The sequence below is a fragment of the Pseudomonas sp. SCA2728.1_7 genome (assembly GCF_018138145.1).
Taxonomy (GTDB): Bacteria; Pseudomonadota; Gammaproteobacteria; order Pseudomonadales; family Pseudomonadaceae; genus Aquipseudomonas; species Aquipseudomonas koreensis_A.
In genome coordinates this window covers 6,201,444-6,216,683 of record NZ_CP073104.1, presented here as the reverse complement: position 1 = coordinate 6,216,683, position 15,240 = coordinate 6,201,444, and the positions used below count along the sequence as shown (strand labels likewise).

The 15,240-nt window shown below is 59.3% G+C and carries 12 protein-coding genes; 4 read left to right on the top strand and 8 right to left on the bottom strand.

The features are described 5' to 3' along the window. Positions 1-14 precede the first annotated feature (14 nt). Positions 15-2,162, bottom strand: coding sequence for a fatty acid oxidation complex subunit alpha FadB (gene fadB / locus KBP52_RS27850; protein ID WP_034156439.1), 2,148 nt, complete (start codon positions 2,160-2,162; stop codon positions 15-17). A 517-nt stretch (positions 2,163-2,679) separates the two neighbouring features. Continuing rightward, on the bottom strand, positions 2,680-3,117 hold the full coding sequence (locus KBP52_RS27845) for a hypothetical protein (RefSeq protein WP_077573838.1): 438 nt from the start codon (positions 3,115-3,117) through the stop codon (positions 2,680-2,682). A gap of 103 nt (positions 3,118-3,220) precedes the next feature. Between KBP52_RS27845 and KBP52_RS27840 the strand changes: the two genes are divergently transcribed. Beyond that, positions 3,221-3,658: a universal stress protein gene (locus KBP52_RS27840; RefSeq protein WP_077573839.1), complete on the top strand. Its 438-nt coding sequence runs from the start codon at positions 3,221-3,223 to the stop codon at positions 3,656-3,658. A 174-nt stretch (positions 3,659-3,832) separates the two neighbouring features. On the opposite strand, the gene KBP52_RS27835 is transcribed toward KBP52_RS27840, so the two are convergent. Continuing rightward, on the bottom strand, positions 3,833-5,755 hold the full coding sequence (locus KBP52_RS27835) for an ATP-binding cassette domain-containing protein (protein WP_077573840.1): 1,923 nt from the start codon (positions 5,753-5,755) through the stop codon (positions 3,833-3,835). Positions 5,756-5,969: 214 nt separating this feature from the next. On the opposite strand from KBP52_RS27835, the gene KBP52_RS27830 reads away from it, so the two are divergent. Continuing rightward, complete coding sequence (locus tag KBP52_RS27830; RefSeq protein WP_077573841.1) at positions 5,970-7,898, top strand: transglycosylase SLT domain-containing protein; 1,929 nt, start codon at positions 5,970-5,972, stop codon at positions 7,896-7,898. Positions 7,899-7,978: 80 nt separating this feature from the next. Here the strand turns inward: KBP52_RS27830 and KBP52_RS30770 are convergent, their stop codons facing one another. Together KBP52_RS30770 and KBP52_RS27825 are read right to left on the bottom strand one after the other, a co-directional pair. Then, positions 7,979-8,281, bottom strand: a complete 303-nt coding sequence (locus tag KBP52_RS30770; RefSeq protein ID WP_349251746.1) for a Fic family protein — start codon at positions 8,279-8,281, stop codon at positions 7,979-7,981. Then, positions 8,281-10,065, bottom strand: a complete 1,785-nt coding sequence (locus tag KBP52_RS27825) for an ABC transporter transmembrane domain-containing protein (protein ID WP_077573843.1) — start codon at positions 10,063-10,065, stop codon at positions 8,281-8,283. Before KBP52_RS27825 ends, KBP52_RS30770 begins: the two co-directional genes overlap by 1 nt. Before the next feature lie 254 nt (positions 10,066-10,319). Between KBP52_RS27825 and KBP52_RS27820 the strand changes: the two genes are divergently transcribed. Continuing rightward, the gene (locus KBP52_RS27820; RefSeq protein WP_038369402.1) at positions 10,320-10,499 is read left to right on the top strand and encodes a PA1571 family protein; all 180 of its coding nucleotides are present in this window, start codon (positions 10,320-10,322) and stop codon (positions 10,497-10,499) included. A 167-nt stretch (positions 10,500-10,666) separates the two neighbouring features. Here the strand turns inward: KBP52_RS27820 and pdxB are convergent, their stop codons facing one another. Further along, the gene (gene pdxB / locus KBP52_RS27815; protein ID WP_212621399.1) at positions 10,667-11,809 is read right to left on the bottom strand and encodes a 4-phosphoerythronate dehydrogenase PdxB; all 1,143 of its coding nucleotides are present in this window, start codon (positions 11,807-11,809) and stop codon (positions 10,667-10,669) included. A gap of 159 nt (positions 11,810-11,968) precedes the next feature. Between pdxB and KBP52_RS27810 the strand changes: the two genes are divergently transcribed. Further along, complete coding sequence (locus tag KBP52_RS27810) at positions 11,969-13,378, top strand: MATE family efflux transporter (protein WP_007910428.1); 1,410 nt, start codon at positions 11,969-11,971, stop codon at positions 13,376-13,378. 137 nt (positions 13,379-13,515) lie between these two features. On the opposite strand, the gene tusA is transcribed toward KBP52_RS27810, so the two are convergent. Next, the gene (tusA, locus tag KBP52_RS27805; protein ID WP_007910424.1) at positions 13,516-13,767 is read right to left on the bottom strand and encodes a sulfurtransferase TusA; all 252 of its coding nucleotides are present in this window, start codon (positions 13,765-13,767) and stop codon (positions 13,516-13,518) included. A gap of 181 nt (positions 13,768-13,948) precedes the next feature. Beyond that, positions 13,949-15,022, bottom strand: coding sequence for a 23S rRNA (cytidine(2498)-2'-O)-methyltransferase RlmM (rlmM, locus tag KBP52_RS27800; protein ID WP_116030921.1), 1,074 nt, complete (start codon positions 15,020-15,022; stop codon positions 13,949-13,951). Between the last annotated feature and the right edge of the window lie 218 nt (positions 15,023-15,240).

The following is a 15,240-nucleotide window of genomic DNA, read 5'->3' as shown; positions in this document are numbered from 1 at the left end:
AAAAGTTGGGACGCTTAACCGAAGAACCGTTGGCCGGTTTTGGCCATTTCACGCAGTTTCGCGGTCGGGTGGTACAGCGCGCCCAAATCAGCGTACTGGTCAGCCAGGGCAACGAACTCGGCAACACCGATCGAATCGATGTAGCGCAGCGCACCGCCACGGAATGGAGGGAAACCGATACCGTAGACCAGACCCATGTCGGCTTCGGCGGCAGTTTCAACGATGCCGTCTTCCAGGCAACGCACGGTTTCCAGGCACAGCGGGATCATCATCCAGTTGATGATGTCTTCGTCAGTGACTTCGCGCTGCTCGTAAACGATCGGCTTGAGCACTTCCAGTACCGATGGATCGGCGACTTTCTTCTGCTTGCCTTTCTTGTCGGCCTCATAGGCGTAGAAGCCCTTGCCGTTTTTCTGGCCCAGGCGCTTGGCTTCGTACAGCACGTCAATGGCCGAACGACGGTCATCCTTCATGCGGTCGGGGAAGCCTTCAGCCATGACGTCACGACCGTGGTGACCGGTGTCGATGCCGACCACGTCCATCAGGTATGCCGGGCCCATCGGCCAGCCGAATTTTTCCATGACCTTGTCGATACGGACGAAGTCCACACCGGCGCTGACCAGCTTGGCGAAACCGCCGAAGTACGGGAACAGCACGCGGTTGACCAGGAAGCCCGGGCAGTCGTTGACGACGATCGGGTTCTTGCCCATTTTCTTGGCGTAGGCAACGGTGGTGGCAACCGCCAGCTCACTCGACTTCTCGCCACGGATCACTTCCACCAGCGGCATCATGTGCACCGGGTTGAAGAAGTGCATGCCGACGAAGTTTTCCGGACGCTTGAGGGCCTTGGCCAGCAGGCTGATGGAAATGGTCGAGGTGTTGGACGCGAGGATGGTGTCCTCTTTGACCTGACCTTCGACTTCAGCCAGCACGGCTTGCTTGACCTTCGGGTTTTCGACGACAGCTTCGACAACCAGATCGACGTGACCGAAGTCGCCGTAGGACAGGGTCGGACGAATGGCGTTGAGCACTTCAGCCATTTTCGCAGCGGTCATGCGACCTTTATCAACGCGGCCAACCAGCAGTTTGGCGGCTTCGGCCAAACCCTGCTCGATACCGTGCTCATTGATGTCCTTCATCAGGATCGGCGTACCTTTGGAGGCCGACTGATAAGCGATACCGCCACCCATGATGCCGGCGCCGAGTACAGCAGCCTGCTTCACGTCTTTGGCGATTTCGTCGTAGGCCTTGGCCTTTTTCTTCAGTTCCTGATCGTTCAGGAACAGACCGATCAAGCTCTGCGCGGCAGAGGTCTTGGCCAGTTTGACGAAACCTGCAGCTTCGACTTCCAGCGCCTTGTCACGACCGAAGTTCGCGGCTTTCTGGATGGTCTTGATCGCTTCAACCGGCGCCGGGTAGTTCGGGCCAGCTTGACCGGCGACGAAACCTTTGGCGGTTTCGAAAGCCATCATTTGTTCAATGGCGTTCAGCTTGAGTTTTTCAAGTTTCGGCTGACGTTTGGCCTTGAAGTCGAACTCGCCGGAGATGGCGCGCTTGATCAGTTCAAGGGCAGCTTCCTGCAGCTTCTCCGGAGCAACCACGGCGTCGACAGCGCTGACTTTCAGCGCGTCTTCAGGGCGGTTTTCCTTACCGGAGGCAATCCATTCGATGGCGTTGTCGACACCGATCAGACGCGGCAGACGCACGGTGCCGCCGAAGCCTGGGTAGATGCCCAGTTTGACTTCCGGCAGACCGATCTTGGCCTTGGTCGACATGACGCGATAGTCAGCCGCCAGGCACATTTCCAGACCGCCGCCCAGTGCGATGCCATTGATGGCAACTACGGTTGGGACGTTGAGGTCTTCGAAATCGCTGAAGATCTTGTTGGCTTCGAGATTGCCAGCAACCAGCTCGGCATCCGGCAGCTTGAAGTTGTCGACAAATTCGGTGATGTCGGCGCCGACGATGAACACGTCCTTGCCACTGCTGACGATCACGCCCTTGATCGAAGCATCTGCCTTGATGGTGTCTACGGCCTGACGGAGTTCGTTCAGGGTTAGACGGTTGAACTTGTTGACGGACTCACCCTTGAGGTCGAATTTCAATTCGACGATGCCACTTTCAAGAGCTTTAACCGTGATGGCTTTACCTTCGTAAATCATCAACTGATCTCCACGATATGGAAGCTGAACAGTACACGTCGGACGCAGGCGAATGGCTCGGCAGGACGCTTTTTCGTCGATGCTAACGCCAATCCACCCGGCACACCCGCCAACGCGATAGTCGGGATTCTGTAGGAGCAGTCTGTAAGACAAACGCTCAATTCATACGCCCGTTTGATTTGGGTACGTCACCTTCACGGAATTTCCGACAATTGTCAATCGCCCAAAATACGGGTTGAAATGCGACTTTGCGGTCATTTCTGTAAGACGAAGACCCGCAACACGCGTCTGCATGTGAAGCCATTCATAGAATCAATAGTTAGAAAAGTCGCCCTAATTCGCGGCAGCCCTTGTTTAAAGGGCTACGCTGGGTGGACGACAGAGAAATGCGCTGACTGACTCAGCATCAAAAAGATTTCCGGCCTGCCTGGCCACCCCAGCCCGATGAATCATGTCGGGCTTTTTATTGCGCGTCTGCCGGACGTTCCCCACCGTTGCAGTGGGAAAAGTCCGCGCGTCATGCCAGCGCTTTCAGAGTGGCATCGATATCCAGCAAAACCGTGGCGTCGCCCTTCTCGCCCCAATACAAGGCGATCATCTGCTTGTCTGCCTCGACTTTGAAAACGTTGCCCGGCAACTTTTCGAAATGATTGAGCAGCGCCCGATCTTCGCAGACTTCCTGCCACTGATTAACCCAGATACCCGGCGTTTTCTGCCAGTAAGTCCAGCAGGCAGGCGACTTGCCACGGCGCGGCCGATGATACTGTGCGCACGGGTTTGGTGGCTCTTGCGCCAGCCAGTGTGGCCATTCCTGAGGTGCCAACTGCATGGCCAGACCGATGCGTCGTGCCTCCATACGCAGGGCGATGCGACCGCTTTGCGCGCGCGATGGGCGCAACCACGCCAGCGGACTTAAAACCACCAGCAGGATTGACACCACCAACCAGACCGTCATATCTCTATTCCCAATTCTCGGTGAGCGCATTGTGTCACTTTGGAACCAATGCGCTTGAAACCAGCCATACTTAACAATATTGAAACCTCACGAGGAGCACCTCATGCCCTACCACCACATCCTGGTCGCCGTAGATCTGACCGAAGAGTGCGACCCTGTGATTCACCGCGCCCGCGAGCTGTCGGTAAGCAATGGCGCCAAGCTTTCGCTGGTGCATATCGTCGAGCCGATGGCCATGGCATTCGGCGGCGACGTGCCGATGGATCTGTCACAACTGCAACAACAGCAGTTCGATCAGGCCAAGGAACGCCTGGAGCGCCTGAAAGCCAAATACTCAGAGCTTGAGGGCGCCAACTGCCATCTGACCTATGGCCAGCCACGCCAGGAAATCCATCATTTCGCCAAAGAACAAACGTGCGATCTGATCGTGGTCGGCAGTCATGGCCGACATGGTCTGGCGCTGTTGCTCGGCTCGACCGCGAATGACGTGCTGCACGGCGCGCCATGCGACGTCCTCGCCGTCCACCTGGTCAAACGCTGAAACACCTTTCCATGTAGGAGTGAGCCTGCTCGCGATAGCGCTCTGACAGTCGACGAATCCGTTGAATGCCAAACCGCTATCGCGAGCAGGCTCACTCCTACAAGGGAACTGCGTTTACATATGAAAAGCCCGGCGTTCATCACTGAACGCCGGGCTTTTTCACATCCGGATCAATCAGGCATCCAGCTCGGCCCAACGCTCCATCAACGCATCCAGCTCAGCCTGCAACTGCTCCAGCGAAGCAATCACCTTGGCTGTTTCAGCCGGTGGACGCTGATAGAAACCGCCTTCAGCCATCTCGGCCTCCACTGCGGCGATCTGCTGTTCCTTGGCGTCGATATCGCCCGGCAACGCTTCCAGCTCACGCTGCAGTTTGTAGCTCAGCTTTTTCTTCGCCGCCGGAGCCGCTGCCGCAGGCGCTGCAGCCACTGCTGGCTCGGCAGTGACCACCGCCGAATTCAGGTCAGCCTTGCCCGACTTGCTTTCAGTCACGCCCAACAGACGCGGCGAACCGCCCTGACGGATCCAGTCCTGATAGCCGCCGACGTATTCACGCACCTTGCCTTCACCCTCGAAGACCAGGGTGCTGGTGACCACGTTGTCGAGGAATGCCCGGTCGTGGCTGACCATCAGCACGGTGCCGTTGAAGGTCAGCAGCACTTCTTCGAGCAGCTCGAGGGTTTCCACGTCGAGGTCGTTGGTCGGTTCGTCGAGTACCAGCAGGTTCGCCGGTTTGCTGAACAGTTTGGCCAGCAACAGACGCGCACGCTCGCCACCCGACAGCGCCTTGACCGGCGTGCGGGCACGCTGCGGGCTGAACAGGAAATCGCCGAGGTAGCTCAGCACGTGACGGCTCTGGCCGTCGATATCGATAAAGTCGCGACCTTCGGCAACGTTATCGATCACGGTCTTTTCCAGATCCAGTTGATGGCGCAACTGGTCGAAGTACGCCACGTCGATCCGCGTGCCCTCTTCCACTTTGCCGCTGGTCGGTTGCAGACCGCTGAGCATCAGTTTCAACAGAGTGGTCTTGCCGGTACCGTTGGCGCCGAGCAGACCGATACGGTCGCCGCGCGTCAGCACCATCGAGAAGTCCTTGATCAGGAACGGGCCGCCCGGGTGCGCGAAACTCACGTTCTCGAGGACCATCACCTGCTTGCCGGACTTGTCGGCAGTGTCCAACTGAATGTTGGCCTTGCCAGTCCGTTCACGACGCTCGCTGCGCTCAACGCGCAGGGCTTTCAGGGCGCGGACGCGGCCTTCGTTACGGGTGCGGCGCGCCTTGATGCCCTGGCGGATCCAGACTTCTTCCTGGGCCAGTTTCTTGTCGAACAGCGCGTTGGCGGTCTCTTCAGCGGCCAGTGCAGCTTCTTTGTGCACGAGGAAACTGGCGTAGTCGCCGTTCCAGTCGATCAGGCCGCCGCGATCCAGTTCGAGAATGCGCGTGGCGAGGTTTTGCAGGAAAGAACGGTCGTGCGTGATGAACAGCACGGCGCCCTGGAAATCTTTCAGTGCCTCTTCGAGCCAGGCAATCGCACCGATGTCCAGGTGGTTGGTCGGTTCGTCGAGCAGCAGCAGATCCGGCTCGGACACCAGCGCCTGTGCCAGCAGCACGCGACGACGCCAGCCGCCGGACAACTGGGCGAGGGTCTTGTCGGCCGGCAGTTGCAGACGGCTCAAGGTGCTTTCGACCAGCGTCTGCAAACGCCAGCCATCACGGGCTTCGAGGTCTTGCTGAACGTGCATCAGCTTGTTCAGGTCTTCTTCAGTGACGCAGTTCTGCGCGAGGTGATGGTACTCGGCGAGCAACGCGCCCACGCCATCGAGGCCTTCAGCGACCACGTCGAACACCGTCCGATCGTCGGCCACTGGCAGTTCTTGCGGCAATTCGCCGATTTTCAGACCGGGGGCACGCCACACCGAGCCTTCATCGGGCTTCTGGTCGCCCTTGACCAGTTTCATCATGCTGGACTTGCCAGTGCCGTTGCGGCCGATGATGCACACCCGCTCACCACGGGCGATCTGCCAGGACACCTTGTCCAACAACGGCATAGCGCCGAACGCAAGGGACACATCGCTGAATTTGAGCAGGGTCATGAGCTTCTCCAAAAACCGGGCGCGCATTCTACCTGAGTTAGGGCTTCAGCAGGCCGGCAATTTGTCTGTCGAAGCACTCTGCACAACAATTGTTGCGAACTTGTGCTGCGAGGCCCGCAAAGCTTTCGCCGCTTGCTGGCAAAAGGCTAAGCTACAGACAATTCAGTGCTGATTCGTGTCGGCACTTGTCATGATTTCTCTGCCCGGATGTCTCATGCGCAGTCGCCTTTTCAGTGTCTTGTCCTGTTTGCTACTTACCGCCGCTGCCGCTCAATCCGCCCAGGCGGTGGACCTGTCCACCCAACGCCAGTATTACGATGAAGCCAAGCGCGCCTTGGCCAAGGGTGATACCGGCCCGTACTTGCGCTACAGCCAGGCGCTGGCCGATTACCCGCTGGAACCGTATCTGGCCTACGACGAACTGACCGCGCGTCTGAAGACCGCGAGCAATGCGGAAATCGAAAAATTCCTCGCCGAACACGGTGACCTGCCCCAGGCCAACTGGATGAAACTGCGCTGGTTGCGCTGGCTCGCCGACCGAGGCGACTGGGCGACCTTCGTCAAGTACTACGACCCGAAACTCAACTTCACTGAACTGGACTGCCTCAACGCGCAGTACCAGATCAGCAGCAACCACAAGGCCGAGGGTTACGCCAACGCCGACAAGCTCTGGCTGACCGGCAAATCGCAACCCGCTGCGTGCGACGCGCTGTTCGGCATCTGGGCTGCCGACGGCCAGCTCACCGAGCAGAAACGCTGGGAGCGCACCAAACTCGCCGCTCAGACGCGCAACTATCCACTGGCCAACAGTCTGGTCAACGGCTTGACTACCCTCGCCCCGCGCGGTCGTTTGCTGGTCGATGTCGCGCAGAAACCGGAGCTGCTCAATCAGCCTTCACGTTTCACCCCGGCCGATGAGCCGATGTCCGACGTGGTCAGCCTCGGCCTGCGCCGTTTGGCGCGCCAGGATCCGGACAAGGCCATGGCCTTGCTCGACGGTTACGCCAGCAGCATGCATTTCTCTCGCGATGAAAAAGTCGCGATCGCCCGGGAAATCGGCCTGACTCTCGCTCGTCGTTTCGACAGCCGCGCGCTGGATGTGATGACCAAGTACGACCCGGAACTGCGCGACAACACCGTCTCGGAATGGCGTCTGCGCCTGTTGCTGCGTCTGGCCCGTTGGGACGATGCGTATCAGTTGACTCGCCGTCTGCCGCAGGATCTGGCCACCACCAACCGCTGGCGCTACTGGCAGGCGCGCAGTCTGGAACTGGCCCAACCGCAAAACCCGGAAGCACAGACGCTGTACAAAGGCCTCGCGCGCGAACGTGACTTCTACGGTTTCCTCGCCGCCGACCGCTCGCAATCGCCGTACTCGCTGAACAACAAGCCATTGGTGCTCAGTCAGGCGCTGATCAACAAGGTGCGCAACACCCCCGGTGTTCGCCGCGCGCTGGAGTTCCATGCTCGCGGGCAGATCGTCGACGGTCGTCGCGAGTGGTATCACGTCAGCCGCCATTTCAATCGCGATGAAATGGTTGCCCAGGCGAAACTGGCTTACGACCTGAAATGGTACTTCCCGGCGATCCGCACCATCAGTCAGGCGCAGTACTGGGACGATCTGGATATCCGCTTCCCGATGGCCCACCGCGAAACTCTCGTGCGTGAAGCCAAGGTGCGTGGTCTGCATTCGAGCTGGGTGTTCGCCATCACCCGCCAGGAAAGCGCCTTCATGGACGACGCCCGCTCCGGCGTCGGCGCCAGCGGCCTGATGCAGTTGATGCCCGGCACCGCCAAGGAAACCGCGCGCAAGTTCAGCATCCCGCTGGCCTCGCCGCAGCAGGTGCTGGATCCGGACAAGAACATACAGCTCGGCGCCGCTTACCTGAGTCAGGTGCACAGCCAGTTCAACGGCAACCGCGTCCTCGCCTCCGCCGCCTACAACGCCGGCCCCGGCCGTGTGCGCCAATGGCTGCGCGGTGCCGATCATCTGAGCTTCGACGTCTGGGTGGAAAGCATCCCGTTCGATGAAACCCGTCAGTACGTGCAGAACGTGTTGTCTTATTCGGTGATCTACGGCCAGAAGCTCAACTCACCGCAGCCGCTGGTGGATTGGCATGAACGGTATTTTGATGATCAGTAATCCAGCGCTTAAGGCCGGATAACGAAAAATGCCCATATCGCGAGATACGGGCATTTTTTATTGAGCTGTCGGCTGCCAAATTAACACTTCAACTTTTTAACCATCATTTTGCCAAGTTGAGTAAGCCGATATTTCTGGGTTGGATTCTTGGGTGATTGAGGATCGGTCATTTCGATCATTCCAGCGGTTAAGGCCGGCTTGAGATAGTTGGATCTGAACGTAGCCTTGTGGACCAGGCTCATCTCTGCCATCAGATCACTGATCCTCAGAGAACGGGGCCCCAGCGTTAACAATAATCTCGCTACTAGGTCGGTTACTAAGTCGGTTACTAGGTCGCTTGCTGACTCATTAGCGCCATAATGCCCGATACGAGCAGTGTCCATCAGACTTGATCAACCGTTACTTTTCCATCATTGAACTGCAACGCCGCCAACCGCGCATACAGCGGATTGCTGGCAATCAGTTCCTGATGAGTACCAATGGCCACAAGCTTGCCCTGATCCATCACTGCAATCCGGTCAGCGTTTTTCACAGTGGCCAGTCGATGCGCGATCACCAGCGTGGTGCGGTTCTGCATCAGGCTCGGCAGGGCTTCCTGAATCAGGTGTTCGCTCTGCGCATCGAGGGCACTGGTGGCTTCGTCCAGCAGCAGGATCGGTGCGTCGACCAGCAATGCCCGGGCGATCGCCAGACGCTGACGCTGACCACCGGACAGGCCGAGGCCACCATCGCCGAGATGGGTCTGATAACCGTTGGGCATTTTCTCGATGAAGTCGTGGGCGTGAGCAATTTTTGCCGCGTCCTTGACTTGCTCCAGCGTCGCCCCCGGATTGCCGTAACGAATATTTTCTTCAACGCTGCCGAAAAACAGCGCCGGCGACTGCGAGACCAAGGCGAAGTGACGGCGCAGGTCCAGCGGATCAAGGCTGGTCAGCGGCACACCATCAATCAGGATCCGCCCTTCCACGGGGTCATAAAAGCGCAATAGCAAATCGTACACCGTGGACTTGCCGGCGCCGGATGGCCCCACCAGCGCCAGCGTCTCACCGGCCCGGATGGTCAGGTTCAAGCCGTTGACGGCATAGCTTTCAGGCCGCGACGGATAGGAAAAACGTACTTCCTGCAATTGCAATTCACCCCGCACGCGCTGCGGCAGGGTCACCAGTCCGGTAGTGGGCGGTTGAATGATATTTTCCGAACCCAACAGCTCAGCGATTCGTTCGGCGGCACCCGCCGCGCGTTGCAGCTCACCGATCACCTCACTCAAGGTGCCGATCGCACTGCCGACGATCAGACTGTAAAAGACAAACGCCGCCAGTTCACCTCCAGTGATGCGCCCGGCGATCACGTCCATGCCACCGACCCACAACATCACCGCCACCGCGCCGAGCACCAGCACGATCACCATGGTGATCATCCATGAACGCTGAAAGATGCGTTTGCGCGCCGTGTCGAACGCGTCCTCGACCGTCGTCGCAAAACGCCGCTCGTCCTGCACCTGATGGTTGTAGGCCTGCACGGTTTTGATCTGGCCGAGAGTCTCGGAAACATAGCTGCCGATATCGGCGACCCGGTCCTGGCTCAACCGCGACAGATTGCGTACGCGCCTGCCGAAAATCAGAATCGGTGCCACCACGAACGGCAAGGCAATTACCACGATGCTGGTGAGTTTCGCATTGGTCACGAACAACAGAATGACACCACCAATGACCATCAGCAGATTGCGCAGGAACATCGACAGCGACGAGCCGATCACCGATTGCAGGAGTGTCGTGTCGGCCGTCAGCCGCGACTGAATCTCCGAACTGCGGTTGTTCTCGTAAAAGCCCGGATGCAGATAGACCAGATGGTTGAACACTTCACGACGAATATCGGCCACGCAGCGCTCGCCGATCCACGATACCCAGTAGAACCGCGCGAACGTGCCGACCGCCAGCCCCAGCACCATCAACATGAAGATGCCAATGCTCTGATTGAGCTGATGCGGCGACTGAGTCATGAAGCCGCGGTCGACCAACAGTTTGATGCCCTGCCCCATCGACAACGTAACGGCGGCGGTGACGATCAATGCCAGCAGCGCAGCGATGACTTGCCAGCGGTAAGGGGCCAGAAATCGAGTGGTCAGACGCAGGGCCCGACGGTGTCGTGAAGAAAGCTTCGGGGTCATTCAGGTACACATCCGTGTTGGTGAAAGGGCTAGCCTAAACCTTCTTGGAGCGGAACTCTGTAAATCACAATGAGTCAGGTTAAATATGCCCCCAAAGACTAGGCCATAGTTACTATTGGTCTAAAGTCCCGGTTGAGACGAGCGGTCGTTTCTGTTTGAGTGGAGATGCCCCACTGACAGACCGCAGGGAGTTGTCACAGCCCGGTCACGTGGCGGTTTTACCCTAGGCACACAACCTGATGAGGAGACAGGCCATGTCCTTGCAACACAGCAGCGAAGACAAAATTGAAGTGATCCGCACCAAGCCCGGCCAATCTCTGGGTTGCTCGATACTGGATAAGGATGGGCGTGAAGTACCGATCACTGAAGAAATGATCCAGCAAGCGTGCAGCGAACTGGAGAAGCGATTGGTCAAGCCTGCCGAACAAGAGTGATATAGCCACCGTCTTCATGACCCGGTCCTTTTGACCGGGTTTTTTCTGTCTGCAGATCAGGTATTTGTGGCGCGGCCTTCGCGAGCAGGCTCGCTCCCACATGGACCTTTATTCGCTGAAGATCTCCTGTGGGAGCGAGCCTGCTCGCGAAAGGGCCGACCCGGTATCTAGACGGCCACCGCCCCCAGCGCCGCCACAATTCTCGCCAACGCCAGCGACTCCCCTTCAATCCGCACCTTCAGCCCTTCAATCTCGCGTCGCACCGGATATTGCTTGCGCAACATGTCGAACGCCGCCCGCTGCTCACCGACATTGCCTACGAGGCTGCGGCGAAAATCCGCGTCATCGCGGCGCGGGTCGTACACCCCACGGCACAACATCGCCAGCGCCCAGGCCGGATCGCTGTCAGCATGCAGGGTCACTTCAGACAACCACGGTGCCGGCAACAGATCACTGAGTTGGATAACTGCCGGTTGGCCGCTGAATGCGCAATACGCCTGATAAATCTGCGCCGTTCCGCGCTGTTTGCCGTCGAGGCTGTAACCGGCGATGTGCGGCGTGGCCAATACGCAGAGTTCGGCCAGCGCCGTGTCAACCTCAGGCTCGGCTTCCCAGACGTCGAGAACGGCTTGCAGGTCTTCACGTTCCAACAGCACTTTGCGCAACGCGGCGTTATCCACAACCGGACCACGCGCTGCGTTGATCAACCAAGCGCCGGGTTTGAGTTGCTGCAAACGCTGCTGATCGAACAGATGCCAAGTGGCCCCGCCGCCGCTGCGGGTCAACGGCGTGTGCAGACTGATCACGTCGCACTGCTCAATGATTTGCTCGAGGCTGACGTACTCACCGCCCTCGGCAGCCTGACGCGGCGGATCGCAGACTTTGACGTTCCAGCCCAGGCCCTTCAGGACCTTGATCAGGCGCCCGCCTACCTCGCCGGCACCAACGACACCGTAGGTCCGTTGAGTGAGATCGAGACCTTCTATTTCGGCAAGCGTCATCAGACTGCCCAGCACGTAATCAACCACGCCGCGGGCGTTGCAGCCGGGCGCACTGGACCAGGTAATGCCGGCCTCATTGAAGTACTCGAGATCCAGATGATCAGTGCCAATGGTGCAGGTGCCGACAAAGCGCACCTTGCTGCCCTCGAGCAACGCACGATTGACGTTGGTCACCGAGCGCACGAGCAACACGTCGGCCTGCTCGACCGTCGCGCGGTCGATGGAACGGCCCGGTACCCGGCGGATCTCGCCGAAACCGGCAAAAAAGGCATCGAGCAGCGGGATATTTTCGTCGGCAACAATCAGCATGGCGGGCTCCTTAGGCGGATCGGCAGTTTAGGTGCAGATCGGTTGCCGGGCCAGCGGGCTTTGCGCTTACAAATCCGCAACAGAGGATTTTTCCTGACTGTAACGTCAGCGGCGTAGAATGCGGCGCCTTGCGCATCAACACCTGTGGACGCTTTGCCTGTGAATTCTGTAACTGATCAACCTGTCGCTGTTTCCCTGACCCGCCCCGCGCGGATTCGCCTGGAGTTCAAGAACCTTCTCGCCCTGGCGTTGCCGATCATCATCGCGCAATTGGCGACCACGGCCATGGGCTTCGTCGATGCGGTGATGGCTGGCCGCGTCGGGCCCAAGGATCTGGCGGCCGTGGCGCTGGGCAACTCGATCTGGGTGCCGGTGTTTCTGCTGATGACCGGCACCCTGCTGGCGACCACACCGAAAGTCGCTCAGCGCTTCGGCGCCGGTACGCACAGCGAAATCGGTCCACTCGTGCGTCAGGCATTGTGGCTGGCACTGGTGGTCGGGCTGATCGCGACAGCGATGCTGGTCGCCGCCGAGCCGGTGCTGCACTTGATGAAGGTCGATCCCGAGTTGATCGGCCCGTGCATGCAATACCTGCATGGCATCGCCAGCGGCCTGCCGGCGGTGGCGTTCTATCACGTGCTGCGCTGCACCAGTGACGGCATCGGTCGTACGCGTCCGGCGATGGTGCTGGGCCTGTGTGGTCTGGCGCTGAACATTCCGCTGAACTACATCTTTATTTATGGCCACTTCGGTGTGCCGGCGATGGGCGGGGTCGGCTGCGGCTGGGCCACGGCGATCGTTATGTGGGTGATGGCGCTGGGTCTGGCTGGTTATGAGCGCTGGGCTCCGGCCTATCGTTCGAGCGAGATTTTCAGCCGTTTCGACTGGCCGCAATGGGCGGTGATCAAACGCCTGCTGGCGATTGGTCTGCCGATCGGCATCGCGGTGTTTGCCGAGTCGAGCATTTTTGCCGTGATCGCCCTGCTGATCGGCAGCCTCGGCGCCACCGTAGTGGCCGGGCATCAGATTGCGCTGAACGTCAGCTCGCTGGTGTTCATGATTCCCTACTCGTTGGGCATGGCCGTTACCGTGCGTGTCGGTCAGGCGCTGGGCCGCGAAGAACCACGCGAGGCGCGGTTTGCTGCCGGTGTCGGCATGGGCACCGCACTGGCTTACGCCTGCCTGTCGGCGAGCATGATGCTGTTGCTGCGCGAGCCGATTGCGGCGATCTACACCGCTGACCCGACGGTGATTCACATCGCGGCGATGCTGATCGTGTATTCGGCGCTGTTCCAGTTTTCCGATGCTATTCAGGTGACCGCTGCCGGCGCTCTGCGTGGTTATCAGGACACGCGGGTGACGATGATCCTGACCCTGTTCGCTTATTGGGGGATTGGTTTGCCGGTGGGTTACGCCCTCGGCCTGACCGACTGGCTCGGCGAGCCACGCGGCCCGAGCGGTTTGTGGCAGGGTTTGATCGTTGGCCTGAGCTGCGCAGCGTTGATGCTGTCGATTCGCCTGACGCGCAGTGCGCGCAAGCGTATTCGGATCAGTCGCTCGGCAGGCTAAGTCCTTTAAACCGGGACAAAAAATGTGGGAGCCAGCCTGCTGGCGAATGCGGTGTATCAGTCGCCATCAATAGTGACTGAGATACCGCTTTCGCGAGCAAGCTCGCTCCCACATTTGGTTTTGCGTTCGCTTGGGATTCAGGCGTGTTTCTTGCGGATCCAGTACAGGTAAGTACCGGCCTCTTCGTGCTGGCTGACCAGTTCATGGTCGAGAAACACGCAGAATTTGGGGATATCGCGTTTGGTCGATGGATCGGTGGCAATCACCTTGAGCAGGCCGCCGGGTACCAGGTCACGGATGTGCTGGTGCAGCATCATCACCGGTTCCGGGCAATTGAGGCCGGTGGCGTCGAGGGTGCCGTCGACCGGGGTATCGATCATTTCACTCATGATTCACTCCTGAAACTGGCCGGCATTGTCGCGCATTGCCGGGTGTTCGGTCATCTGTGGCGTTACGCCACCCCCCTGTGGGAGCGAGCCTGCTCGCGAAGGCGTCGTATCAGCCAACATCATTGCTGGATCGGATTGCGCTTTCGCGAGCAGGCTCGCTCCCACAGGGTTTTGCTGTGTGTCAGCGGGACTTGGCTTTCTTGATGTCATGCCGGCGCAAATGGCAGGTCACTTCCTCGCGGTCGTGATACAGCTGTTTGCAGCCGATATCGACCTTGATCCCGCGCGCTTTGAAGCCATCGGCAATGCGCTCAAGCAAGCGCTTCACTTCGGCGTAACGCTGCTTCATCGGCAACTTCAGGTTGACCACCGCCTCGCGGCAATGCCCTTCGCCGATCCACTCTTCGAGCATCGCGGCGTTACGCGCCGGTTTCTCGACGATGTCGCAGACCATCCAGTCCACCGGTTGCTTGGGTTTGAAGGTAAAACCGTCGGCCATCAAATGCTGGACCAGACCGGTGTCCATCAGGCTTTCGGCCATCGGGCCGTTGTCGATGGCGGTCACCAGCATGCCGCGGTTGACCAGTTGCCAGGTCCAGCCACCCGGCGCGGCACCGAGGTCAACGCCAGTCATGTCGCTGTGCAGACGATCTTCCCACTGATCACGCGGAATGAAGTGGTGCCACGCCTCTTCCAGCTTCAGCGTCGAACGGCTCGGTGCCTCACGCGGAAACTTCAGGCGCGGAATGCCCATCGGCCACATCGCCGAGTTACCGGCATCGGCCATACCCAGAAACACTTCACGACCGCTCTTGAAGGTCAGCAGCAGACGCGGCTTGCTGGCGTCCTCCACCAGTTTGCCGGCGCCGGTCAGCGCCTTGCGCAGCGGGCCCTCGAATTTCTTGCAGAAGTTCGACAGTTCTTTGCCGTCATTGGTATCGACGACTTCCAGCCAGAGACTGCCGCACACCGGGAATTCGGCCATGTGCGCGAGGATCACGCTGATGCGATCGGTTTCCGGCAGATCAATGAAAACCCCGCGCGCCCATTGGCGCGGGAAGATCAGTTCGGCGAAACGCTGACCGCGCATCAGGCGCTCGGCGCCATCTTCTTCGGTGCAGACAAACTCGGCGCACGCGGTGGCCGCTTTGGCCTTGGCGTAGCCGGCCACATTGAGTTGCGCGGCGAGGTCGGAAATCTCCGAACAGACTTCGCCTTCGAAGCCTGGCCGGCAATGCATGAATAGGGTGTTCATTCTTACTCCTGGGCAGAGGGCGGTGATTCGGCCCCTGCGCGATGCTCAGGCCTTGCGTTGCAGCAAAGCCTGTCACGAAAACCGGCGCATGATAGCCGATGTCGGAACCTTGGACTTACCCATAGAGTCCAGTTATTAGCCAGCTAATGAAAACAGGGCTACGTTGATAGCTCTGCCCGTCCCCTCAATCCGTAGCCGTGCGGATTCAAAGGAGTGAT